Below are 23488 nucleotides of genomic sequence, written 5' to 3'. Positions count from 1 at the left end.
TCGTTCCCTTCTTGCGGCTTTTCTTGATTGTGTTGGAAAGGCTGGTCTTTGCGCAAGGCCGTCGGCGCCAAATTGTTGCCCGGGCTTTGGCCAGCGCAGGCAAGATGGTGCTCAATTCTAGTGATGATGGAATGGGACTGGAGTGTCAGCGTCATGGCTGCCGACGGATCGCTGCGGGAGCGGTCATCTGCGGATCGATTGCCAGTCTTGCGGCGCCCTGCAAAGTGCGAGCCATCAAGGTCCATATTCTCGGCTGTCGACCCGGCAAGCCCCATCTCGCCAAGGCCGTTTCATAGGATGAAATTATATATACCAAGGTTCATGTCGCGCAACGACTAACACCTCGCGAGGCGTATAAATTCAGACTGCAGGCGAAGTCGAACCTCTACCAGCAGACGTAGCCGCCATCGACGATCAGGTCGAGGCCGGTGACGAAGCTCGCTGCGCGACTGGCAAGGAACACCGTCGGTCCGACCATTTCCTCGGGCGCCGCCATCCGCCCCATCGGCGTGTCGCGCTTGAAGATCTTGACCTCTTCGGCCACCTCCGGCCGCTTGTTCATTGGCGTCAGCGTGTAGCCCGGGCTGACGACATTGACGCGCAGACCGCGATCGGCCCATTCCATGGCGAGACTCCTCGACATGTGGACGACGGCGGCCTTCGAAGAGTTGTAATGCGCCTGCGTCAGGCCGCGGTTGACGATGGTGCCCGACATCGAGGCGATGTTGATGATCGAGCCCTTGCGTCGCGCCAGCATCTTGCGGGCCTCGGCCTGGCAGGACAGGAACACGCCGGCGACATTGACCTCGTGCACCTTCTGCCATGTCTCCAGCGGCATCGTCTCGGCGGGCTCGGAGCCGGCAATGCCGGCATTGTTGACGGCGACGGTCAGCGCGCCGAGTTCGCTCTCGACGCGATCGATCGCTGCCGCGAGATCGCTCTGTGACGTCACTGTACCGGTCAGCACCAGCGCCTTGCGGCCGAGCGCCGTGATCCGGTGCGCGGTTTCGTCCAGCCCACCCTTCGATGCATGGCCAAAACAGGCGACGTCGGCGCCCGCCTCGGCGAGCCCGATCGCGATTGCCTGGCCGATGCCGCTGCCGGCGCCGGTGACCAGCGCGACATCGCCGTTCAGCTTGAAAAGATCCATCGAGTGTCCTCCCTGTCCCAGGGGAGGGTATGCGCTGAGCCGTGCTTCGATCAAGCGCCCGCGCGCAAGCGGCGTCGATGCTCAGAAATAACCGCTCGACGCGGCCGTGGCTTCCTTCGGGATTTCGACGCCATCGACCAGGATCTTATCGACCAGTTCGTGGTGGAAGCAGACCAGCCCCTTGATGCGCTCCGCCTCGTGCACCGGCTCGGGATAATACCAGACAAGGTTCTCGTGACGTTTGGCCTTGGTCGTCACGTGATAATAGTTGGAAATGCCCTTGTAAGGACAGCGCGAGATGTAGCGGCTGGGCGCGAACATATCGAGCCGCGTGTCGGCGATCGGCAGATAGTGGCGCACCGGATGGCCGGTCTCGAACAGGAACACGCCGCGGCGTGAATCGGCGACCTGCTCGCCGTCGAGAATGACCTGTACGCGCCGCGACGACGGCAGGCAGTCGACCCGGCGGAACGGATCGCGGGCGTGGACGAAGATTTCTTCGTCCTCCTCGAACCAGTGGCCCATCTTGCTCCAGGTGAACGACATGTAGTCCGATACTGGCGGACAGCCCTTGACCGGATCGAGATACCGCCAAGCCGCGTCCTCGACCAGCGTGATACCGGTGTTGAGTGAATAGTGGGTGGCCACGCCCTTGAACGGATCCTCTGTCGTCGTCTTGCTCGGCAGCAGGAATTCCTCGCGAACGTCGCCGATCGGGAAGTAGTAGACCGGCAGGTGATCGGATTCGTAGAACACCAAGGCATTGGTCGTATCGGCCACGGTCATCGATCCCACCTGCACACGCAGGCGCTTCTGCGTCGGCATGGTGAAGGCTACATAGCCCGGCTCGAATTCATACTGCACGATGGTGTCGAGCAAGGGAAAATGCGGCCCACGGCCGCGCAGATGGGGCTTGCGAATGGTAGTCTCCCGTTTTGTTTCTATCGGGCGCTGGGGCACGATCAGCTCAATGACACGCGATCGAGCAGCAGCCCGGCCGCGATCGGCGGCAGGCCGCTGACATTCTTGCGCACCGGCACCAGCAGATCGGGGAAATAGCTGAAGATGACAGGCGTCTCGTCGAGCAGCAGTTTCTGGATGTCGGAGGCGGCAGCGCGTTGCGCGCCGACATCGAGCGCCTTCAAATAGCTGGTGACCATGCCGTCATAGGCCGGGCTCTTGAAATGCGCCGCATTCCACGGGCCGTCGCTGACCAGCGGGCTCTTGAGGAAGACGTTGGGCACGCTGCGATGCGCGTAATCGGTGATGCCGAGCGGGCTGTCCAGCCAGTCCGACTGGCCGAACACCGCCTTGCCGTAATATTTGTCCTGGTCCTCGATGTTGAGCGAGATGCGGGCACCGATCTCCTTGGCGAAATTCTGGAACAATTGCGCGTAACCGGGAATGTCGGAATAGCGCAGCGTCGTCAGCGTGATATCGAAACCGCTGGCGAGGCCCGCCGCCTCCAGCAACTGCTTGGCCTTGGCGATGTCCTGCACGCGTTGCGGCACCGCCTTGTCGGTCGCCGGGAAAGCCGGCGCGAACGGGCTGTCGTTGCCGGTCGCCGCCATGCCGCGGCACAGGCCGTCGACCAGCTTGGAGCGGTCGATGCACAGCGCCAGTGCCTGGCGCACGCGTTTGTCGGTGAACGGGCCGGTGTCGCAGCGCATGTGAAGCTGGCGGTGCGCGGTCGAAGCGACGCGCAGCACGGTGATGTCAGGACTGTTCAGCACCACCTGGCTGACATCGAGCGGGACGGCATCGAGGATGTCGACTTCGCCGGCCTGCAGCGCCAGGATGCGCGGCTGCACGTCACCGTAGAACTTGAATTCGAGCCGGTCGGGCAATGCCTTCTCGCCCCAATAGTCGGGATTGCGGATGAAAGTCGCGCCGACCTTTGGCGTGTAGGTCTCCAGCCGAAACGGGCCGGTGCCTTCAAACGTCTTTTCGTAGTCGCCCTTGTAGCTGGCCGGCAGGATGACGGCATTGTAATTGTCGATCGACACCGAATAGGGAAAGCTGCCATTCGGCGCATCGAGATGGAAGGCGACGGTGTGGTCGTCGACCTTCCGGGTGCCGCCCTTTGACAGCAGCCCCTTGAACACCGATAGCGCGTTGGAAGCGCCGTTGGGATCGGCCAGCCGGTCGAAGGTCGCGACGACGTCGTCGGCCTTGAAATCTTCGCCATTGTGGAATTTCACGCCCTTGCGCAGCTTGAAGGTCCACACGCTGCCGTCCTCGTTCGGCGCCCAGCTTTCCGCCAGCACCGGCTTCAAGGTGAGGTCCGGCTGCGTGATGCAGAGAAACTCGGCGGTCTGGAAAACCAGTTGGTAGCTGCCACTGTCATAGTAGGTGACGGGATCGATGGCGCCGCCCGGCGTCGCCACGCCGGCGCGCACCGTGCCGCCCGGCTTGCCCTCGGCGCGTGCCTGCTGGGTGCCGAGGCCGGCGGCAGCGACAAGGCTGCCCAGGAACGGTAGGGAGAGACCAAGCACGCTGCCATGGCGCAGGAAATCGCGGCGGCCCATCCTGCCGGCCAGCAATTCGTCGACAGCGGAATTTTCGATTGCAGTGAGCGTTCTGCGAGCGTTGTCGATCATCCGGAAATGCTTGGGCATGGCTGGATTCCTCGCTTGTCTTGGGGTTCAGTCATCTAGTTCATTGTTGACTGCCGCCGGAAAGCGATATTTTTTGATAGGGGCCATCGAAATTTTCGATGCAAGAGGTGGGCATGGACACTGAAAATCTGCGCAGCTTTCTCGAAGTCGCCACGCATGGCAGCTTCACCGTCGCGGCTGGCCGGCTCAACCTCGCCCAGTCCACCGTCAGTGCGCGGATCAGGGGGCTGGAGGAGCAGTTGGGCCGCCGGCTTTTCGTGCGCGACCGCGATGGCGTCACGCTGACGCCGGCCGGCCGGCAGTTCCTGCCGCATGCCTCGTCGATCACCCGCACCTGGGAGCAATCGCGGCAGGACATCGCCGTTCCCGATGGCTACGAGACCTTGCTGCGGCTGACCGCGCCGGCCTATCTGTGGGACCGCATCACCTCGCCATGGGTCGAGTGGATGCGCACCAGGCGACCGAACGTGGCGCTGCGGCTGGAGGGCAGCTTTCCGGACTCGGCGATCGACCAGCTGGCGGAAGGCCTGCTCGATATCTGCATCCTCTATCTGCCGCGGCCGCATCCCGGCATCGTCTACGAAACGCTGGCCGTCGATCAGGTCGTGCTTGTCCAGCATGCCGCGCAGACCAAGCCGTGGACCGAAAACTACATCCTGATGGACTGGGGGCTGGAGTTCCGCATCGAGCACGACCGCGCCTTTGCCGGCATGGTCAAGCCGGCCATATCGGCCGGGCTGGTCTTCATCGGGCTGCAGCATGTGCTGTCGCAGCAGGCCGCCGCCTACCTGCCGCTCAGTGCCGTCAGCGGTCATATCGAGCGCGGCGAGATGCGGCGCATCGACAACGCGCCGGTATTCCAGCGGCCGATCTACCTCGCCTATCCCTCGAACCCCGTGTCCTCGGACGTTCTGGATGTCGCGCTCACAGGTCTGCGCACGTTGGCCAGGGACTGGGCCGAAGGGCAGGGTTTTTCAGAAGGTGACCGTGCTCTCAGCATGGCCGGCCAGATCTGACCGGCCAAGCCACGCGAGCGAGAGCGCTATGCCGGCTCGGCCACGACCGCTTTCTGTAGCCTCGCCAGTTCAGCGTAAGGAATGTGGCAGCGGATGGAATGGCCGGCCTGGGCTTCGCTGAGTGGCGGCTCCTGCTGCTCGCAGATCGGGCCGATCTTGCGCGGGCAGCGCGTGTGGAACACGCAGCCTGACGGCGGGTTGGTGGCGCTGGGGATTTCGCCGTCGAGGCGAATACGCGCCGTCTCGGTCTGGTCGAGTTTGGGCACGGCCGACAAAAGCGCTTCCGTATAGGGGTGATGCGGTCCGGAAAAGACGTCTTCCGATGGCCCGAGCTCCATGATGCGGCCGAGATAGAGCACGGCGATCTTGTCGGAGAGGTAACGCACCACGGCTAGGTCGTGCGAGATGAAGATGTAGCTGACGTCTTCCTTCGACTGCAGGTCGGCGAGCAGATTGAGGATGGCAGCCTGCACCGAGACGTCGAGCGCCGAGGTCGGCTCGTCGCAGACGACGATGCGAGGATCGCCGGCGAAGGCACGCGCGATGGCGACGCGCTGCTTCAGGCCGCCGGAGAGCTGGCGCGGCTTGACCGCAAGATGGCGGTCGGTGAGCCGGACCGAGTGGACGAGATCGTTGAGGCGAGCCTCCAGCGCCTTGCCGGAGAGGCCGGCCAGCCGCTTCAGTGCCCGGCCGATCAGATGGCGAATCGAATGCGAGCGGTTGAGAGCCGAATCCGGGTTCTGGAAGACGATCTGCATCGCCTTGATCTGGTCGTCGCTGCGGTTCTCCAGTCGTGGCGCCAGCGCCTTGCCTTCCAGCTCGATGGTGCCGCCTTCATCGGGCGGCACCAGGCCGAGCAGCAGCCTGGCGAAGGTCGTCTTGCCGCTGCCGGATTCGCCGACCAGCCCGAGCGTCTCGCCGGGCCGCAAATCGAGCGAGACATCCTTGACGGCGCGCAGTGCATGGCCATGGCTGGCATAGGTCTTGTTCAGCCCGGCGACGCGCAGCACCGGTGCTGCCGCGGGCTTTGGGACAGGCGCCACATCGCTCGGCGTCGCGCGCGGCAGCGCCTGCGCCTTGTCGTGATGGAAGCAGCGCGACAGCCGGCCGCCCAGATCATAGAGCGGCGGCAATTCGCTGCGGCAGCGATCGTCGGCGAGCGCGCAGCGGTCGGCGAAGGCGCAGCCCTTGATGTCGGCCCCGATGCCCGGCAGGAAACCCGGAATGGTGTCGAGGCGCCCCTGATCCTTGCGTTGGCCGCCGCGCGGCAGGCAGCGCAGCAGCGCCACCGTGTAGGGGTGGCGCGGATCGTTGAACACGACCTCCGTTGGTCCTTCCTCGACCAGCATGCCGGCATAGAGCACGCCGACCCGGTCGCACATGTTGGAAACGACGGCGAGGTTGTGGCTGATGAACAGGATCGAGGCCGACAGTTCCTGCCTGAGCTGCGCGATGAGGTCGAGCACTTCGGCCTCCACCGTCGCATCGAGGCCGGTGGTCGGCTCGTCGAGGATCAGCATCGAGGGATCGTTGGCCAGCGCCATGGCGATCGCCACGCGCTGCTGCATGCCGCCGGAAAGCTGATGCGGGTAGCGCTGCATGACGCTGACGGGGTCGGAGATGCGCACGCGGTTCAGCATCGCAATCGCCCGGTCGGTGGCCGCTTGTCCCGAAACGCCGCCGAGCTCAAAAATCTCGGTCAGCTGACGGCCGACGCGGATCGATGGGTTCAGCGCCTTGCCCGGGTCCTGATAGACCATGGAGACGCTTTCCGCGCGCGCCCGCCTGAGCGCCTCGGCGTCCAGCTTCATCACGTTCTGGCCATCGAGCGAGATCGCGCCGCCGGTGATCGAGCCGTTTCTCGGCAGATAGCGCACGACGGTGAGCGCCACGGTGGATTTGCCGCAGCCGGATTCGCCGACCAGCCCATAGGCTTCGCCCTGGCCGATGGTGAGGCTGAGGTTGCGCAGCACGGCGCGATTGCGCCCGGTGACGCGGTAGGCAACCGACAGATCGGTGAGTTCGAGTGCGTTTTCGGCCTTGGCGGAACTAGTCATTGAGCGCTCCGTGAACGCCGTCGGCCGCCAGATTGACGCCGATCACCAGCGAAGCGATGGCCAGCGCGTCGAACAGCACTGTCCACCAGAAGCCGCCGCCGATCATGCCGTAATTGTTGGAGATCGACAGCCCCCAGTCGGGCGAGGGCGGCTGGATGCCGAAGCCCATGAAGGAGAGGGTGGCGACGGCGAAAATGGCATAGCCGAGCCGCACGGTGGTTTCGACCAGGATCGGCGGGATGACATTGGGCAGGATCTCGACGAACATCGTATGCAGCGCACTTTCATGCCGAAGCTGTGCAGCGGCGACATAGTCGAGTTCGCGCTCGGCCAGCACCGCCGAGCGCACTGTGCGCGCGATGATCGGCGCGAAGCTCAAGCCGATGACGACGATGACGGTCGTCTTCGAGGTGCCGAGCGCCACGATTGCCAGCAGCGCGACGATGACCACCGGGATCGCCATGAAGGCTTCCAGGATGCGACTGACGACATCGTCGACGAGGCCGCGAAAATAGCCGGTGACGAGGCCGAGCGCCGTGCCGGCCACGGTCGCCAGCAAGGTTGCCAGCGGTGCGACGGTCAGGATGTCGCGCGAACCGACGATAACGCGCGAGAAGACGTCGCGGCCGATCTGGTCGGTGCCGAACCAGTGTTCGGAAGAGGGCGGCGCCAGCGCATTGATGATGTCGTCGGCGAGCGGATCGTAGGGTGCGAAATGCTCGCCGAACAGCGCGCAGGCAACCCAGAACAGCACGATGGCGAAACCGACAAGGAATGTTCGCGAGCGCAGCAGCGAGAAAAAGACCTCCGTCAGCGGGCCGCGCCGGCGCATGCCGTCGGGAGTGGGGGAACTGGTCTGGACGGCGCTCATTGATCTGACCCCAGCCGGATGCGCGGATTGAGCACGGAATAGAGGAAGTCGGCGACAAGGGTGGCCACGGCATAGACGATGCCGATGGTGAGGATGCCCGATTCCAGCATCGGGAAATCCTTGCCGCGCGCCGCGGTGAAGATCAGCGAGCCGATGCCCTGATAACGAAACAGCGTTTCGATGACGACGAGGCCGCCGATGAGATAGCCGGTCTGTGTCGCGATGACGGTGATGGTCGGCAGCAGCGCGTTGCGCAGCACGTGGCGCCAGATCACCGTGCGCCAGGGCAGGCCCTTGAGCACTGCCGTTCGCGTGTAGTCGGAATCGAGCGCTTCGATCATGCCGGAGCGCGCCATGCGGGCGATGTAGCCGAACAGCACCAGGAACAACGGCAGCGAGGGCAGGATCAGGTAGTAGAGCTGCGTGAAGAAGCCGGCGTCGCGCGGCCATGCGGCCGAGATCGGCAGCCAGCGCAGCCACACACCAAAGATCAGGATCAGGATGATGCCGGTGACGAATTCCGGCAGCACTGTCACCGACAGGCCGCCGAGGCTGATGATGCGGTCGAGCGGGCGGTTGAGATTGAGTGCTGCAACGACGCCGCCGAGGATGCCGATCGGCACCACCAGAACGAAGGCGACCGCCGCCAGCTTCATTGAGTTGCCCAGCGCATCGATGACGAAGGGCGCGACCGGCGAGCGGAAGATGTAGGACGTACCCATGTCGCCCTGGACGAAGTTGGAGATCCAGCTCCAGTATTGCGTTAGCAGCGGGCGATCGACGCCGAGCGTGTGATTGAGCGCATCGACCGCGCGCTGGTCGGCGAACGGGCCCAATATGGCGCGCCCGACATTGCCGGGCAGCACCTGGCCGCCCAGAAACACCATGATGCTGAGCAGGAACAGCGTGACGAGCGACAGCGAGACACGCCGGGCAAAGAAGGAGAGAATGGCTAGGACTCCTTGTGGAGCCAGCCCCCGCGCGGGAGCTGGCTGTTAGAGGATTGGCTTTCCCTTTCCGCTCAGGCCTTCGATGCCTTGTCGAGGAACAGCTGCGACATGGCGGTCGGCTGTACGCCGGCCACGCCCTTCGCCGTCGCCGTCAGATAGTCGTAGAAATAGCCGAAGATGACAGGCGTTTCCTCGAGCAGCAGCTTCTGGATCTTGCCGGCGTCGGCCTTCTGCGCCTCAAGGTCGAGGGCTGCGATGTAGCTGGTCGCCAGAGCGTCATAGTCCTTGTTCTTGAAGTGTGCTGCGTTCCAGGTGCCTTCACTCTTCAGCGGTGCCGCGAGATAGACGTTCGGCACGCCGCGGTGACCATAGTCGGTGATGCCCATCACCGAATCCAGCCAGTTCGACTTGCCGAACACCGCGTCTCCGTAATAGCCGCTCTGGTCGAGGATGTTGAGGTCGAGTTGGACACCGATCTCCTTGACCCAGTTTTGGATGAGCTGGGCGTATTCGGGGATTTCCAGGTAGCGTTCGGTGGTCAGGGTTATCTTGAAGCCCTGGCCAAGCCCGGCTGCTTCCATGAGTTGCTTGGCCTGGGCGATGTCCTGCTTGCGTTGCGGCACGCTCGTATCGGTCGAAGGATAGACGGCGGCGAACGGGCTGTCGTTGCCCAGAGCGGAGCGTCCCTTCATCAGGCCGGCGGCCAGCTTGTCGCGATCGAGGCAGAGCGCAATGGCACGGCGCACGCGTGCATCCTTCAACGGACCCTCATCGCAGCGCATGTGCAGTTGCTGATGGGCCGACGACTTCAGGCTGATGATGTCGATGTTCGGATCGTTGAGCAGAGCGACACCGGCCAACACCGGCATCTGGTTGATGATGTCGACCTGTCCGCCCTGCAGCGCCAGGATCTGCGGCTGCATGTCGGTGAAGAAGGTGAATTCGGTGCGCTCGGGCAATGCCTTCGGCCCCCAATAGTCCTCATTGCGGACGAAGGATGCGCCGACCTTTGCCGTGTATTTCTCGATCCTGAACGGCCCGGTGCCGTCGAAGCTCTTTTCGTAGTCGCCCTTGTAGCTCGCCGGGATGATGACGGCGTTGTAGTTGTCGGACGACAGCATGTAGGGGAAATTGCCGTTCGGCGCATCGAGGTGGAATTCCACAGTGTAGTCGTCGACCTTCTTGGAGGCCCCCCTCTGCAGGATGCCGGTGAACACCGACAGCGCATTGGACGAGTTGGCCGGGTCGGCAAGGCGGTCGATGCTGGCCACGACGTCGTCGGCCTTCATCTCGCCGCCGCTGTGGAATTTTACGCCCTTGCGCAGCTTGAAGGTCCAAACAGTGCCATTGTCGTTCGGCTTCCAGCTTTCGGCCAGCGCCGGCTGCAGCACGAGGTCGGGGCCGTCGACGCACAGGAATTCCGCAACCTGCTGCATGACCAGCAGGCCGCCGGCGTCCGCAATAGTGACTGGGTCGATCGTTGCTGCCGGCACGCTGCTGGCGACACGGATGGTGGCGCCGGGTGCGCCCTGGGCGCGTGCCAGCGTCGGCATGCCGCCAAGGCCGGCTGCCATGCCGATACGGCCCAGCAGCGGCAGCGACAGACCGAGCAGGCTGCCGTGACGGACGAAGTCGCGGCGGCTGACACGACCGTCGACGAGGCCGTCGATCAGGTGATTTTCAAGCGGCGTGCGATTGCGCCGGATCAGGTCGAGAATGGTGTAGTTCTTGCTCATGGGTTTTTACCCTTTCCCCTATTTCTTATGGTTGACGAAATCTCGTGGATTGCTCCATTTCCCGGCCGCCAGAAGGCTTGTCGACCGGAACTTAGCATGCGGTTTTGCCCGGTATCCAGTCGTGGCGTTGACGCGCCGGATTGCTGGCTGCACTGCTTCCATCGTTTTTGTCCAACCTTCCCGGTCGAAGTCGCGGTGGTTGGCTTCTCGTGTCTGGCCGTCGGTCTTGGCCGCTTGCCGTCATCTAGTTCAGCGGCAAACGGCGATAGGTTCCGGGTTTTGCCGGGTCATGATACTTGTTGCACGGTCCTTTCTCGGTAAAGTCTCTGTGACAGGCAGCGAGGTTTTCGCGCGACAAGGTGACGCCAAGGCCGGGACCTTCCGGAACACACACGAAATTGTTCTTCGGCGAAAACGGCCCTTCCTCGGTGACATCCATCGGCAGCATGCGAAACAGCGACTGGTTGGGCTCCCTGATCCAGCCGAGTGCCGCGCCCAGATGCAGATAGGCGGCACTGCCGATGCCGCTGTCGCCGCTGTAGCACCAGAAATCGATGCCGGCGTGCTCGCAGGCGCCGACGAAGCGCAGCAGGCGGCCGATGCCGCCATGCGTCGTCGGGTTGCCGACGAACGCGTCCGGCACTTTGGTTTCCATGGCGCGCGCAATGTCGATGTTATGGGTCGAGAACGGGATCGAGCAATGGCGCCGCAGCTCGCGCATCTCCTCGATGGTCGCCACTGGATCCTCCCAGTTGCGCACGCCCAATTCTTCCAGCGGGCGTGCCAGCCGCCGCGCGGTGCTGAGCGAATAGGCCTGGTTGGAATCGATACGGATCATCGCATCGTCGCCGAGTTTCCGACGGATCAGTTCGACCATCCTGAGCGAGACTTTCGGGTCTTCGGTCGAGAATTTGCCTTCGAAGAAGGTCGTTCCATGCGTCTCGTGCAATTCGATGCAATAGTCGGCGACTTCCTCGGGCGTCGTCTCGCCCTTCACCTTTGGTCCGTTACCGCGCAGTGAAAAATAGTCGGTGAACGGGATGTCCTTGCGCACGGCGCCGCCAAGCAACTGGTAGAGCGGCTGGTTCCACGCCTTGCCGCGCAGGTCCCACAACGCCATCTCGATGGCGCCGAAAGCCATGATGCGGGTACGGTCGTTGATCGACTGCACGCCGGTCCAAAAGGGCAGGCAGACATGTTCGGCGCCGGCGATGTCGAAGGCATCGCGGCCGGCCAGCCTTGGCGCCAGGACATCGTTGATGATTGTGGCCGCCGCCGGCGTCGGCGCTTCGCCGAGGCCGACCAAGCCATCCTCGGTCTCGACTTCGACAATGGTCGGCGAAAATCCGTCGAGTTCGCCGAACACCCAGGCATAGGGTGCTTCGAGGCGCAGATTGATCGGCGTGGCTTTGATCCCGAGGATTTTCATCTCAGCGCCCGACTTCGAAGAAAGGCTTGCCCAGCAAGTCTGGAACGACATCGATGCCGAGGCCCGGCCCGTCTGGAATGCCCATGCGGCTGCCGGTGACCGGCGGCCTGTTCGACGCCGTGCGCACCGTCACCCATTCATGGAAGGCGATGGCATGCAGCCGGCGCTCTTCCGGCGTCGACAACGACAGATGCGCCATCGCCGCGGTGTCGATCTCGGCGCCGCCCGTGTCCTCGACCGTGATCATGAAGCCGAGGTCGACGGCAACGTCGCGGATCTGGCGCGTCTTCGTCACCCCGCCAAGGCGCGAGATCTTCAGGGTCAGCCCGTCGGCCGCACCCAGGCGATGGATTTCCAGCATCGCCTCGAGCGAGGTGACGGATTCGTCGAGCACCATCGGCTTGTCGAGCATGCGGCGCACCGACATGTTTTCATCGATCGTCGTGCAGGGCTGCTCGAACGTGTAGTCGATGCTGCGCGTGGCGTCGGCGAACTGGCGCGCCTGATAGGGAGTCCAGCCGGCATTGGCGTCGCAGAAGATGACCGTGCCTTTCGGCACCGAGGCGGCGACCGCGGTGACACGCTCGATATCGTCATGCACATTGCCGCCGACCTTGACCTGCAGCCGGTGGAAGCCGTCCTTGACGATGCGCTTGGCCAGCGCGGCCATGGCGTCGACGCTGCCGTGCGTGACGACCTTGTAGAGTTCCGCGGTGTCGCTTTCCTTGCCGCCGAGCAGCGTGACCAGCGGTACGTCGGCGGCGCGCGCCGCCAGATCCCAGCAGGCCATGTCGAGCGCCGACTTGATGTAGGGATGGCCCTTGAACACCGTGTCCATCAGCCGCCCGATGCTGGCCAGCCCGCGCGGATCGCGGCCGATCAGATGCGGCGCGATCTCGACCACGCCGGCGCGAACGCCGGCGGGGAAGGCGGCCGAGTAAAAATTGCCGAGCGGCGCCATCTCGCCCCAGCCGGTGATGCCGCTGTCTGATGCAATGGACACGATCACCGCGTCGAAAGCGTCGGCCTCGCGCCCCTTCGACATGCGGTATGGCCCGTCCACGAAGGGCTGCACGACATGGTAGGCCTTGATGGTTTGGATCTGCACGTGTCTTGTCCGCTGTCTGTGGTGTTGGGAACGGGTCAGGCGCCCCTCGACGGGCGTTGTTCGAGGCCGCGCGCGTAGGCAAGCAACTCCTCGAAATCGAGATTGATGTGCTCCCTGGCATGGCGCTGGGCTGCACGCATGTCCTTGCCCTTCAGCAACCGCACATAGGTTTCGTGAACGTCTTCGGCCGGCACCGGCTCATTGCGGGCATGCTGGTGGAGCGCAAAATACATCTGCAGCCGGCTGGTCAGCCGCTGCCAGGTTTCCAGCAGCACCGAATTGTCGGCCCATTCGTAGATCAGGCCATGCAGTTGCAGTGCGGTTTCAATTTGGCGTGTCGTGTCCAACGCGCGGGTCGCCTGCTTCACGGCTTCGTGGCGCCGGTCGAGCTCGTCGAAGAAGCGCTGGTCGCGCAGCGGCCACGCCCGCTCGATGGCCAGCTCGTCCATCACCTTGTTGAACGAATAGGCATCGTCGATGTCCTTTGCCGTGACCTCGATGACGAAGGTGCCGGCATAGGGGATGCTGGTCAGGATGCCTTCCTGCACCAGTTCGCGCATCGCCTCGCGCAGCGGCGCGCGGCTGACGCGCATCTGTTCGGAAATCCGCAGCTCGTTGAGCTTCTGGCCGGGTGCGAGCTGGCCGGTCAGGATCGCGCGGCGCAGCAGCGCGACGATCTCGGCGCGGCGCGTCGTGTCCGCGATCGGACTGAAATCCGCTTTCGCCATTCGGCCACTCCCAAGGAAACCGAAATCAAGACAAGCAGATTGTCGACAATCTAACAAGAGGTCATCTTCGGATTCTTGGAGCCGCTGGCATATTGCCCTCTTCGGTCTCAGGCGGCGCGGCCGTAGAAGCCGAAGCGCTCCTCGGGGCTGAACATCACGCCGGGCTTCTCGTAGTATGAAAACACCGCGATCATGCGCTCGCGCTCGCCTTCGACCGTGGTGACGCGATGCGCGGTGTTCTTGCCGCGGAAGACATTCAGCGTGCCGGGCTTCATGCGCAGGATCCTTGCGTCGGGGTCGCGCCCTTCGAGCAATCTGGCGACGCCGTCATAATTGGGATTGTCGTCCGACCTCAGATCGGTGCGGTATTCGAGGTCGCCGCCACGCTCCGCCGCCTGCAGCAGCAGCGTCGTCGTGAATTCGGAACGGTCGAAATGCCAGTTCAGCGCCTCGCCGGCGCGATAGGCCATGACGTTGGTGCGCGCCAACGGATCCTGCATGACATGCAGCCTGGTCTTGCCCATCGTCGCGGCCAGGAAGCGCAGCAGCGGCTCGTATTCATAGATGGCGAGCACGACGCTGCCCGGAATCTGGTCGGCACAGACGGTATGGCTGATGGTCTCCACCTTGCGTAGCGCCGGATGGTCGGGTGCAAGCTCGGGAATGTCGGGCTTGAAGTAGATGTTGTGCATGCGCTTGTGCACATGCGATCGCGCGGCCATCACCGGCTGGATCTCGCGCACGGCTTTTTCAGCCATGCCGGGGCGTAAAAACCCTTCGAGATTGAACATGCCGTCGGCTTCGAGCGCGGCGACGGATTGTTCGACAAGGCGCTGCCATGCGGCGCTGCCTTCGCGGTCGAGCGGATAGCGGTCGAGATCGAGGATGTCTTTCATCGTCATGGCTCCGAAGGTTTCGAGCCTATGAGAAGGCAAAAAAATCTTTCTCTCAACGCGGAAAATAATTAGGATTGAGCAAGAAAAACTTATGGAGCCTGGTTTGGAACGGTTGCCACCGCTGAATGCGATCAAGGCTTTTGAAGTCGCCGCCCGCGCCGGCAGTTTCACTTTGGCTGCCTCTGAACTCGGCGTGTCCTCAGCGGCGGTCAGCCAGCAGATCCGCAATCTCGAAACCTGGTTCGGCAAACAGCTGTTCGTGCGCAGCGGCAACCGCATCGCGCTCACCGACGCCGGCCACGCCATCTATCCGCAGACGGCGAAGGCTTTGGGCGACATCGCCGCCATAGGCCAGCGCATGCTGGAGGGGGGAGTCCGGCCGCGTCTGGTCGTCAGCGTGCCGTTCTCGCTGGCCGAACTGTGGTTGGCGCCGAGGCTGGCGGTACTTCTCGATGCCTTTCCGCAGATGGCGATCGACGTCCGGGTCGAGGACGATCCGGTCGACCTGATGCGCCAGAACATCGACCTGCGCATCAGCTATGGCGACTATCACTATCCCGGATTGAAACTCGTCCGTCTCGTCCATGACGACGTCCTGCCGGTCTGCGCACCGGAATTCTGGCACCGGCACGGCAATGGCGATCCCAGTCTGGAGGATTTGCACGAGAGCCAGTTCATCCACACCAATTGGGGACCGAACTATGCCTCGCACCCAACCTGGGCGGACTGGTTCGCGGCCTCCGGCGGCAGCCGCTCACCCGACCCGTCGCACGGGCGGCGCGTCGGCCTGTCCAGCCTGGCGATCGCCTCGGCAAGGCTGGGTCTGGGTATCGCCCTTGGCCAGCGGGTCATGGCGCGCGCCGATCTGGAGGCCGGGCGGCTCATAGCGCTCTCCTCAGTCTCGGTGGGCCTCGGCCATCCCTATTGCGCGTTCATGCCGCTAGCCAAGGCCAACCGCAGCGATGTCGCCAGTCTGGTGGACCTGCTCATGAAAGCGGCGCCCGCGACCTGTGGAAGGCCGGGGCGCCGCGCTGAAGCCGGATCCTGACGGGGGTGTTCAGGTGGCCGGCTTTTCCGGTATCGGCGATACAGGCGCTCCTGGTCCGATCTTCTGCAGATTGCCGGTGATCACCTGGTCGCCCTCGGCGACGCCGCTGAGGATGGCGACCTGATCGCCGCTCGTCGGTCCGAGCGAAACCAGCCGCTGGTCGACCGTGTTGCCCTTGCCGACGACATAGAGATATTTGCCGAGCTGGCTCGAGCCCAGCGCCGTCTGCGGCACCATCAGCGCGTCGGCCTGCTCTCTCACATGCAGCCGGACACGAACATATTGGCCCGGCAGCAGCGTGAACTTGCCATTGCCGATTGTCGCGCGCGCCGTGATCGTGCCGGTCGAGCGGTCGACCGAATTGTCGATGAAGGTAAGCTCGCCCTTTTGGCTTGCCTCGGTCTGGCCGGGGAGCAGGACCTCCACTTCGATCGGGCCGTTGGCACGGGCTTGCTCGATCTCGGCCAGATCCGTCTCGCTCGGGTTGAAGGTGACGTAGATCGGGTCGAGCTGCACCAGCGTGTTGAGCACCGTGCCGGCAACGCTGACCAGCGTTCCGACCGAAGCCTGGTTGCGGCCGAGGCGCCCGCCAAACGGGGCCCGGATTTCAGCGTAGCTCAGATTGAGCTCTGCCGTGCGGACCGCCGCCTGGTTGACCGCCAGCGACGCCTGTGCTTCGCGCAAGGTGCTGGTGCGCTGGTCGAAGCCGTCCTTGGCGAGGTAGCCGCTCTTGGCAAGCTCGGTGCCGCGGCCGAGATTGGACCGGGCATAGTCGAGCGTCGCCGTATCGCGCTGCACTTGCGCCTTGGCCTGGTCGAGAGCCGCCTGGAAGTCGTCAGGCGAGATCTTGTAGAGAAGATCGCCTTGCCGGACGTCGACGCCGTCAGAAGCGGTCTGCTCTTGCAGGTAACCAGGAATCCTGGCCTGCAAGGTGATGCTGCGGATCGGTTCCGTCCGCGCGGCATAGTCCAGGTAGATCGGGATCGTCTTCTTGACGACACTGACCACCGGCACCGGCATGACGAATGCCGCCGGAGCAGGCGTCGCCGCGGCCGTGCCGGCATTGAGGCTGAGATTGCCCATGTCGAGCAGATGGACGCTGGCCACCGAGATCGCTCCCAGCGCGACAGCCGTTCCCAACGCGATTTTCCATTTACGCATGATCAGTCTCCAATCTTATTCGGCCGCTTCCGCCAGGGGACGGAATGCGGGCTCAGTCGTTGGTTCATTGTCTTGAGAGGCGGGCTTGTCATTGCCGCGGCGTTCGCGCAGCTGTTCGATGACCGCGTAGAACACCGGCACGAACACCAGCGACAGGATGGTCGCCGCGACCATGCCGCCGAATACGGTGGTGCCGATCGACTGCCGGCTTGCCGCGCCCGCACCCGTCGCAAACATCAGCGGCAGTACGCCGAGGATGAAGGCGAAGGCCGTCATCAGGATCGGCCGCAGCCTCAGCCGTGCCGCCTCCATCGCCGCGTCGACGATGCTGAGGCCTTCCTCGCGCCGTCGCCTTGCGAACTCGACGATCAGGATCGCGTTCTTGGCCGCCAGGCCGATCAGCATGACGAAACCGATCTGCGAGTAGACGTCGATCTGCATGCCACGCAGCAACAAGGCCACGAAGGCGCCGAACAGGGCCAGTGGCACCGCCAGCAGCACCATGAACGGCATCGCCCAGCTCTCATACTGCATCGCCAGGATCAGGAAGACGAAGACGATGGCGAGGCCGAAGACGACGGACGCGATCGATCCTGCCTTGAGCTCCTGGAAGGTGATGCCGGTCCATTCGAAACCGAAATCCCTTGGCAGTGCGGTGGCGGCGGCCCGTTCCATCGCGGCAACCGCCTGGCCCGAGGAAAAGCCGGGTGCGGCACCGCCATTGATCGAGGCCGAGGCATTGTTGTTGTAGTGCGGCACGGTCTCGGGGCCGACGAAGGGCACGAGTTTGCCCAGCGTCGAGAGCGGCACCATGCCGCCGGAGGCATTGCGCACATAGAGCCGCGAAATGTCGGCTGCACCCGCACGTGCATCCTTGTCGGCCTGGATGGTCACCCGGAAGGTGCGGCCGAACAGGTTGAAGTCATTCACGTACAGCGAGCCGAGATAGATCTGCAGCGTGTTGAAGACGTCGGGCAGGTTAAGGCCGAGGAGTTTCGCCTTGCTGCGGTCGAGGTCGTAGTTGAACTGCGGCGTCGAGGTCGAGAACGGCGAGAACAGCTGCTGCGGGTTGATCTCCGGCTGCTTGCGCGCCTCGGCGATCACGGCTTGCGTGGCATCGTTGAGGGCTGAACTGCCGCGGCCGGTGAGATCCTCGACGACGAATTCGAAGCCGCCCGTGGTGCCGATACCCGGTATCGACGGCGGATCGAAGCTCAGCGCAAAGGCTTCCGGGATTTGCATCAGCTTGCCGCGCACGTCGGCGACGAGCTTCGACGCGCTCTGGTCGGGGCCGCGTTCTTCCCAGGGTTTGAGGATGGCGAATTCGACCGCCGAGTTCGACTGCGCCGCACTGGTCAGGAAGTTCAGGCCGCTGATCGAGCCGACGATCTCGACGCCGGGCGTCGCCTGCAGGATATCGCGCGCCTTCTGCGCCACCGCGTCGGTGCGTTCCAGCGACGCGCCGTCGGGCAACTGGATGACGACGAAGAAATAGCCCTGGTCCTCGACCGGAAGGAAGGTCGAGGGCAGGCGCTGCCAGACGAAGTAGGTGGCGACCAGTCCGGCCGCGAACAGGCCTAGCATGATCCAGCGCAAGCGGATGAGGATGCGTACGCCATTGGCGTAGGCGTGCGACAGCCTGTCGAAGCCGGTGTTGAACCAGCGGAACGGGGCGAACTGCGTCTCGCCGCGATGCCGCAGGAAGGCCGCACTGAGCGCGGGACTGAGCGTCAGCGAGTTGAAGGCCGAGATGCCGACGGAAATCGCCACCGTCAGCGCGAACTGGTTGTAGAGCTTGCCGGAGACGCCGGGAATGAAGGCGACCGGCACGAACACCGCCATCAGCACGGCGGTGGTGGCGATGATCGGTCCGGTGACCTCGCGCATCGCGGCCTTGGTCGCCGCAAGCGGCTTGAGCCCGGCCTCCAGCTGTCGTTCGACATTTTCAACCACGACGATGGCATCGTCGACGACCAGGCCGATCGCCAGCACCATGCCGAGCAGGGAGAGCATGTTGAGCGAGAAGCCGAGCATCTCCATGACGACCAGCGTCGCCACCAGCGACACCGGAATGGCGATGGTCGGGATGATCGTCGTGCGCCAGCTTTGCAGGAAGAGGAACACCACGGCGACGACCAGCACCAGCGCTTCGCCGAGCGTGATCAGCACGTCATGCATCGACGCCGAGACGAAGCGCGTCGTGTCGTAGTGCATCGCATAGGAGACGCCCTTCGGGAACCGGCCCGACAGCTCCTGCATCTTGTCCTTGACGCGTTGCTGCAGATCGAGCGCGTTGGATCCAGGCATCTGGTAGACGGCAAGCACCACGGTCGGGTCCTTGCCGAAGAAGGCAGACGACGAATATTGCAGCGCGCCAAGCTCGATGCGGGCGACGTCGCGCAGCCTGACCAGCGAGCCGGTATCGGTGTTGGCGCGCACGACGATGTCGCCGAATTCCTTGGGATCGCTCAACCGGCCGACGGCGTTGACCTGCATTTCGAAGGCGGTGCCGGCGGGTGCCGGCGACTGGCCGATCTTGCCGGCCGCCACCTGGACGTTCTGTTCGGCGATGGCATTTTGCACATCGACGGCGGTGATGCCGAGATTGGCGAGCTTGTCGGGATCGAGCCAGACGCGCATCGAATAGCGCCGTTCGCCGAAGATCTGCACATCGCCGACGCCGGGCAGGCGCTTCAGCGGATCGACGACCTGCAGGTAGGCAAGGTTGCTCAGCGCTACCGGATCGACCGAACCGTCGGGCGAGGTCAGGTTGACGATGAGGACGAAGTTCGGATTCTGTTTCTTGATCGTCACGCCGCCCTGGTTGACGATCGCCGGCAGCGACGAAGCCGCCTGCGAGACGCGGTTCTGGACGTCGACGGCGGCGGTGCTCAGCGAATAGCCGACATCGAAGGTGATGGTGATGGTCGAGGAGCCGTCATTGGAGCTCGTCGACGACATGTAGGTCATGCCTTGCACGCCGTTGATCTGTTGTTCCAGCGGCGTCGTCACCGTGTCGGCCACCACTTGCGCGCTGGCGCCCGGATAATGGGCGCTGACCACGACCTGCGGCGGTGTGATGTCGGGAAACTGCGAGACGGGCAGCAGGAAATAACAAATCGACCCGGCGAGCACCATGATGATGGCGATCGCCGAGGCGAAGATCGGACGGTGGATGAAGAAATTTACCATGAGATGCAAGCCTCCCCGGCTGCTCTTGCCCGCCCGAAGGCGCTGGCAACCCTGGACAGCCTTTGGCCGGGCTTGTCACCGAGGCCGTCCCGCGAACGCAGCAACGGCACCTCGTGGCGCTGCGCATCGGCGAGCGAGCGCAGCATCGTCTCGAAGGCGCGCGGGTCGACGCCGTCGGCTTTCATGACCAGCCGGATCATCGGATCCCGGACGGCCTCATCTATGGTAAGATCGCGGCGCTGTGGCATGGCCGGCTCCTTGTCTGTCGATTCGCAGCCCGTGCTCGCGAACCGTTTTCATCTCTTCACCGGCCGAGGCCGCATGATTGGCAGTTTCTTGTCCCTCTCGTCCGGCAGGGCCAGTTCACGGCCTTGTTATTGACGGTGGACGATATAGGTGTTACCAGTAAGTAACATTCTGGAAGTTACAGACCGGTAACACCCTAGTCAAGAGGTGGCCGAGGGTTTTTTGGAAACGAAAGGAGATCATGATGACAGACGGCATCGTGGAGCGCCCTCGTCCCCGGGATCGGATCCTGGAGACGGCACGCGACATGTTCCACAAGCATGGCATCAAGGGCGTCGGCGTCGACGCCATCACCGAAGCTGCCGGCACGAACAAGATGACGCTCTATCGTCACTTCGAATCCAAGGACGAACTGATCGTCGAATGCCTGCGCGCCAATGCGGCCAAGGCTGGCGCCATGTGGAATGCATTCGAGGCTGAATTTCCTGGTGACAAGCTTGCCCAGCTGCATGCCTGGGTTCGCAAGGCGGCTGCCATGCTCAATGCTGACGGCCGCGGCTGCGACATGGCCAATGCCGCTGCTGAGCTGACCGAGCCGGACCATCCGGCCAGGCTGGTGATCAAGGAGCTCAAGGAAGCCCAGCGCGCGCGCCTTGTGACGCTATGTCGGGATGCCGGCATTGGTCAGGCTGAACTGCTTGCCGATACGCTGTCGCTGCTGTTCGAGGGCGCGCGTGTCAGCGTGCAGACCGTGGGTACCGAAGGTCCGAGCACGCAGTTCGTGCGCATGGCCGAAGGGCTGATCGTTTCGTTCCGGGGCGCTGCCGCCGGTTGAGATCTGCTACGATTGTTGGCGGTTTACGGCTCTATGAAGGAGGGCCGCCCACGCATTTACCCAGGCGGCATGGGAATTCCGACGGCTGAACGAAAAAAGCCCGCTGCCGGGAGGAGGTGGCAGCGGGCTCGATTTTCGAATGTGGCGCGGGAGGAGGTGCACCCCATTCAGCGTCGGCATCGCATCTGGGAGGAGTAGATGGCCGACAACCAGAACCTACGAGTTGCCCAACGATTCGGCAACAAAGAAACTTGCATAGCTGCTGTGCAGATTTGCGGCAGCTACCCCGGCTTGTCGTACAAATAGGAAGAAAATTGTTCCATGCGAGATGGAGCCATCGGTCCTGACGAAGCGGGGCGAGCCCTCGCCGGGCGCTCAAATGTCCGGCTCGATCGCCTGCAAAATTTTTGCGATCGTGATCTGCGCATCACCGCGCTCCGACTTGATCACGGCCGCGTTTGATACGACCCCTCCCAGCACCGCCAGTGCACGCTCCGTAGCCCGCCGGGCCGACACTGTGTTCGCCAGCAATTCCAGGAGACCAAGGCCCGGCGACAATGTCTGCGGCTGCCACCGCGCGCCAGCCTTATATTGGCTCATGACGACAAGGCCGACAGGCAATGGTTCCTCGCCCACATGTCCTCCTATGTCCTCGACTGCTACATCATGCTGGCGTGCCGTCGGACTGGCGCGCATCGATAGCGGCTTGGCGAACGGGTGGACACGGCCGGTTTCGTCAAGTACCGCGAACTCGTCCGAATAATAACTGGCCCCGGCCTTGACGAGTGCTGCGACCAGGCTGGATTTGCCGCTTTGCGTCTTGCCGGGAATGAGGATCGCACGGCCTTTCCAACCAACGACGCCGGCATGGACGAAGATGCGCGTCGGCGCGAATTCGGCGACCGACAGCCGGCTCCATGATTCAAACGCATCGAGCATGTCGTCCACCCTGTGTGAGCGGGCAGCCTGCGAATGGTCGAGATAGAGCATATTGAAAGCACGAATCCGCGATCCGGGCTTGGTGCCCCCGAGGATCATTGAAAAATACCGTTCGACGACATCGGCATCGGACGGCTCGGCGTCGCGCGGCAACCGGGATCGTAACATTGGCAGCAAGGCCGGATCGCTGACGCGCACGCCGAGAGTGACGCCGTAGCTGGTGAAGGCAAAGCCGTCGACCCACGTCAATTTGTTGAGATTGTCCCAGCACGGCGTCAGCGCCTGGCTTGCAAGGCGTGGCAAGGTCGAGACATCAGACATGAACGCTAAACCTTGTCATCTTCCACCAATGTAGCTGCCGGACCAAAGGTTCGCGCAACGCGTCCCCAGGCCGACGCTGTGAAACTCGCCAGTTGATAGGGCAGACGTGTAGACGCGTCGAACGGGCCGTCGCGATCGGCGGTCGCCCGGATCGCGTTCGGCCAGCGCTGAACAAGCTCACCTGGAAAAAGCCTCGGATCGGCGATCGCGTCGCCGAGCGGCCGCACCGCCTGTCGCGCGGCGAATGGCGCCCGCCATTCGTTGAGCACGGTCTTCGCGATCCAGCGCGGCATATCGGCGATGCGGGATGAGGTCGGGACGTGCTCAATACGGGCGCCAAGCAGATCGCCTGCAAGCTGCAGGACGCAGGCGATCCACCGCCTTACATGCGGCTCCTCGCCAAGGCACAGATCCCAGTTGAAATCGCCGGTCGCGCTCTCCAGCATCGCCGCTATGTCGGTGAGCCACAACGGCCGCCAGCCGCCGTGGCGCAGAAAATGCAGGATGGCCAAGCGCAGATGGTCCTCCAGCGCCGGCACACGCACCGTGCCACCCGAAAGCCTGACGGGGATCGAGCGCCCGTAGACGGCCGCAAGCGAAGGACAGCGATACTTCTTGAGGTCCGCGTGCAGGTCGACCGTTGCAGCGAGACCCGACGACATCTCCACCTGAAAATTGTTGGGCAGGTGCACGAGGCCTTGATTGTCGTGGCGCAAGGTGCCGGAAATGTGCTTGCCGAGCAGCGCGGCGGCTTCTGCATGACGGCCGGGCGGCGCGCAAAGATCCAGATCGCCGAACGGCCGCAAATGGGGCGCGGCGTAATATCGGGCGATGGCCCAGCCCTTGAAGACCAGGGGTTCGAGCCCCGCGGCAGAAAATTCTGTGGCCAGCGCGTCGAGCGATTCGCCCTTGACCGATGCCTGGATGGCGAAATGGTGATGGGCATTGCGCAATTCGGATGCGCCTTCGGCTGCTTTCAACGCCGCATCGCGCGATATGCTGCGCCACACGAAACCCGCTGTGCCCGACCCGATCAGCAACGGCGCCAATCGCGACAATTGTTCGGCTGCAATGGCCGGCGAGGGCGGTTCCTCGCGCCATGTGCCAGCAAGAACCGTTGCCAGCAAAGCGCCGTCATGGAGGCGAGGGCTGGAGTTCTTCTGCGAAACGATCATCGAAGCCGGTTC

19 protein-coding genes are annotated in these 23488 nt (G+C 63.6%); 3 read left to right on the top strand and 16 right to left on the bottom strand.

Annotated features, from left to right (window positions below; all coding sequences use genetic code 11):
- Window positions 1-385 precede the first annotated feature (385 nt).
- From MESCI2_RS0107605 to MESCI2_RS0107595, 3 genes are all read right to left on the bottom strand, one after another.
- Window positions 386-1150, bottom strand: a complete 765-nt coding sequence (locus MESCI2_RS0107605; RefSeq protein WP_027036047.1) for an SDR family oxidoreductase — start codon at window positions 1148-1150, stop codon at window positions 386-388.
- An 81-nt stretch (window positions 1151-1231) separates the two neighbouring features.
- On the bottom strand, window positions 1232-2029 hold the full coding sequence (locus tag MESCI2_RS0107600; protein WP_245270255.1) for a DUF427 domain-containing protein: 798 nt from the start codon (window positions 2027-2029) through the stop codon (window positions 1232-1234).
- A gap of 83 nt (window positions 2030-2112) precedes the next feature.
- A complete protein-coding gene (locus tag MESCI2_RS0107595) occupies window positions 2113-3768 on the bottom strand; it encodes an ABC transporter substrate-binding protein (protein WP_027036045.1) in 1656 nt (551 codons plus the stop codon).
- Window positions 3769-3881: 113 nt separating this feature from the next.
- Between MESCI2_RS0107595 and MESCI2_RS0107590 the strand changes: the two genes are divergently transcribed.
- Window positions 3882-4784 (top strand): LysR family transcriptional regulator, encoded by a 903-nt coding sequence (locus MESCI2_RS0107590; protein ID WP_027036044.1) that lies wholly within the window; start codon window positions 3882-3884, stop codon window positions 4782-4784.
- A gap of 26 nt (window positions 4785-4810) precedes the next feature.
- On the opposite strand, the gene MESCI2_RS0107585 is transcribed toward MESCI2_RS0107590, so the two are convergent.
- The 8 genes from MESCI2_RS0107585 to MESCI2_RS0107550 form a co-directional block, all read right to left on the bottom strand.
- Window positions 4811-6841 carry a dipeptide ABC transporter ATP-binding protein gene (locus MESCI2_RS0107585; protein WP_027036043.1) on the bottom strand — a complete coding sequence of 677 codons (2031 nt, stop codon included), beginning with the start codon at window positions 6839-6841 and terminating at the stop codon, window positions 4811-4813.
- Window positions 6834-7712, bottom strand: coding sequence for an ABC transporter permease (locus MESCI2_RS0107580; protein ID WP_027036042.1), 879 nt, complete (start codon window positions 7710-7712; stop codon window positions 6834-6836). Before MESCI2_RS0107580 ends, MESCI2_RS0107585 begins: the two co-directional genes overlap by 8 nt.
- Entirely contained in the window at window positions 7709-8662 is a 954-nt protein-coding gene (locus MESCI2_RS0107575; protein ID WP_027036041.1) for an ABC transporter permease, read from the bottom strand. The genes MESCI2_RS0107580 and MESCI2_RS0107575 overlap by 4 nt, the downstream gene beginning before the upstream one ends.
- A gap of 71 nt (window positions 8663-8733) precedes the next feature.
- On the bottom strand, window positions 8734-10398 hold the full coding sequence (locus tag MESCI2_RS0107570) for an ABC transporter substrate-binding protein (RefSeq protein ID WP_027036040.1): 1665 nt from the start codon (window positions 10396-10398) through the stop codon (window positions 8734-8736).
- Between the two features lie 244 nt (window positions 10399-10642).
- Window positions 10643-11827, bottom strand: coding sequence for a mandelate racemase/muconate lactonizing enzyme family protein (locus MESCI2_RS0107565; RefSeq protein ID WP_027036039.1), 1185 nt, complete (start codon window positions 11825-11827; stop codon window positions 10643-10645).
- A 1-nt stretch (window position 11828) separates the two neighbouring features.
- On the bottom strand, window positions 11829-12935 hold the full coding sequence (locus tag MESCI2_RS0107560) for a mandelate racemase/muconate lactonizing enzyme family protein (protein ID WP_027036038.1): 1107 nt from the start codon (window positions 12933-12935) through the stop codon (window positions 11829-11831).
- Window positions 12936-12970: 35 nt separating this feature from the next.
- On the bottom strand, window positions 12971-13663 hold the full coding sequence (locus tag MESCI2_RS0107555) for a GntR family transcriptional regulator (protein WP_027036037.1): 693 nt from the start codon (window positions 13661-13663) through the stop codon (window positions 12971-12973).
- Between the two features lie 107 nt (window positions 13664-13770).
- Window positions 13771-14559: a HalD/BesD family halogenase gene (locus MESCI2_RS0107550; protein WP_027036036.1), complete on the bottom strand. Its 789-nt coding sequence runs from the start codon at window positions 14557-14559 to the stop codon at window positions 13771-13773.
- A gap of 103 nt (window positions 14560-14662) precedes the next feature.
- Between MESCI2_RS0107550 and MESCI2_RS0107545 the strand changes: the two genes are divergently transcribed.
- Window positions 14663-15607 (top strand): LysR substrate-binding domain-containing protein, encoded by a 945-nt coding sequence (locus MESCI2_RS0107545; protein ID WP_027036035.1) that lies wholly within the window; start codon window positions 14663-14665, stop codon window positions 15605-15607.
- A 9-nt stretch (window positions 15608-15616) separates the two neighbouring features.
- Here MESCI2_RS0107545 and MESCI2_RS0107540 read toward each other — a convergent pair whose 3' ends face one another.
- Genes MESCI2_RS0107540 through MESCI2_RS0107530 form a run of 3 tightly spaced genes read right to left on the bottom strand, consistent with a single transcriptional unit; the run spans window position 15617 to window position 20208 of the window.
- Window positions 15617-16768, bottom strand: coding sequence for an efflux RND transporter periplasmic adaptor subunit (locus MESCI2_RS0107540; protein ID WP_027036034.1), 1152 nt, complete (start codon window positions 16766-16768; stop codon window positions 15617-15619).
- 15 nt (window positions 16769-16783) lie between these two features.
- Entirely contained in the window at window positions 16784-19960 is a 3177-nt protein-coding gene (locus MESCI2_RS0107535) for an efflux RND transporter permease subunit (RefSeq protein WP_027036033.1), read from the bottom strand.
- Window positions 19954-20208 (bottom strand): hypothetical protein, encoded by a 255-nt coding sequence (locus tag MESCI2_RS0107530; protein WP_027036032.1) that lies wholly within the window; start codon window positions 20206-20208, stop codon window positions 19954-19956. The genes MESCI2_RS0107535 and MESCI2_RS0107530 overlap by 7 nt, the downstream gene beginning before the upstream one ends.
- A 242-nt stretch (window positions 20209-20450) precedes the next feature.
- On the opposite strand from MESCI2_RS0107530, the gene MESCI2_RS0107525 reads away from it, so the two are divergent.
- Entirely contained in the window at window positions 20451-21041 is a 591-nt protein-coding gene (locus MESCI2_RS0107525; protein WP_027036031.1) for a TetR/AcrR family transcriptional regulator, read from the top strand.
- A gap of 375 nt (window positions 21042-21416) precedes the next feature.
- Here the strand turns inward: MESCI2_RS0107525 and MESCI2_RS0107520 are convergent, their stop codons facing one another.
- Together MESCI2_RS0107520 and MESCI2_RS0107515 are read right to left on the bottom strand one after the other, a co-directional pair.
- Window positions 21417-22301: a hypothetical protein gene (locus tag MESCI2_RS0107520; RefSeq protein WP_027036030.1), complete on the bottom strand. Its 885-nt coding sequence runs from the start codon at window positions 22299-22301 to the stop codon at window positions 21417-21419.
- 5 nt (window positions 22302-22306) lie between these two features.
- On the bottom strand, window positions 22307-23476 hold the full coding sequence (locus MESCI2_RS0107515; protein ID WP_027036029.1) for a nucleotidyltransferase family protein: 1170 nt from the start codon (window positions 23474-23476) through the stop codon (window positions 22307-22309).
- Window positions 23477-23488 lie beyond the last annotated feature (12 nt).

This window comes from Mesorhizobium ciceri WSM4083 (assembly GCF_000519305.1).
Lineage (GTDB): Bacteria > Pseudomonadota > Alphaproteobacteria > Rhizobiales > Rhizobiaceae > Mesorhizobium > Mesorhizobium ciceri_B.
Note: the sequence above shows the minus strand (reverse complement) of the source record. Positions and strands in the feature narration are given on the sequence as shown.

What these genes read in the sequence shown, in the direction of transcription:
- MESCI2_RS0107605 (WP_027036047.1), bottom strand. Translation starts at nt 1,150, where the DNA reads ATGGATCTTTTCAAGCTGAACGGCGATGTCGCGCTGGTCACCGGCGCC.
- MESCI2_RS0107595 (WP_027036045.1), bottom strand. Translation starts at nt 3,768, where the DNA reads ATGCCCAAGCATTTCCGGATGATCGACAACGCTCGCAGAACGCTCACT.
- MESCI2_RS0107590 (WP_027036044.1), top strand. Translation starts at nt 3,882, where the DNA reads ATGGACACTGAAAATCTGCGCAGCTTTCTCGAAGTCGCCACGCATGGC.
- MESCI2_RS0107585 (WP_027036043.1), bottom strand. Translation starts at nt 6,841, where the DNA reads ATGACTAGTTCCGCCAAGGCCGAAAACGCACTCGAACTCACCGATCTG.
- MESCI2_RS0107580 (WP_027036042.1), bottom strand. Translation starts at nt 7,712, where the DNA reads ATGAGCGCCGTCCAGACCAGTTCCCCCACTCCCGACGGCATGCGCCGG.
- MESCI2_RS0107570 (WP_027036040.1), bottom strand. Translation starts at nt 10,398, where the DNA reads ATGAGCAAGAACTACACCATTCTCGACCTGATCCGGCGCAATCGCACG.
- MESCI2_RS0107565 (WP_027036039.1), bottom strand. Translation starts at nt 11,827, where the DNA reads ATGAAAATCCTCGGGATCAAAGCCACGCCGATCAATCTGCGCCTCGAA.
- MESCI2_RS0107555 (WP_027036037.1), bottom strand. Translation starts at nt 13,663, where the DNA reads ATGGCGAAAGCGGATTTCAGTCCGATCGCGGACACGACGCGCCGCGCC.
- MESCI2_RS0107550 (WP_027036036.1), bottom strand. Translation starts at nt 14,559, where the DNA reads ATGAAAGACATCCTCGATCTCGACCGCTATCCGCTCGACCGCGAAGGC.
- MESCI2_RS0107540 (WP_027036034.1), bottom strand. Translation starts at nt 16,768, where the DNA reads ATGCGTAAATGGAAAATCGCGTTGGGAACGGCTGTCGCGCTGGGAGCG.
- MESCI2_RS0107535 (WP_027036033.1), bottom strand. Translation starts at nt 19,960, where the DNA reads ATGGTAAATTTCTTCATCCACCGTCCGATCTTCGCCTCGGCGATCGCC.
- MESCI2_RS0107530 (WP_027036032.1), bottom strand. Translation starts at nt 20,208, where the DNA reads ATGCCACAGCGCCGCGATCTTACCATAGATGAGGCCGTCCGGGATCCG.
- MESCI2_RS0107525 (WP_027036031.1), top strand. Translation starts at nt 20,451, where the DNA reads ATGACAGACGGCATCGTGGAGCGCCCTCGTCCCCGGGATCGGATCCTG.
- MESCI2_RS0107520 (WP_027036030.1), bottom strand. Translation starts at nt 22,301, where the DNA reads ATGTCTGATGTCTCGACCTTGCCACGCCTTGCAAGCCAGGCGCTGACG.
- MESCI2_RS0107515 (WP_027036029.1), bottom strand. Translation starts at nt 23,476, where the DNA reads ATGATCGTTTCGCAGAAGAACTCCAGCCCTCGCCTCCATGACGGCGCT.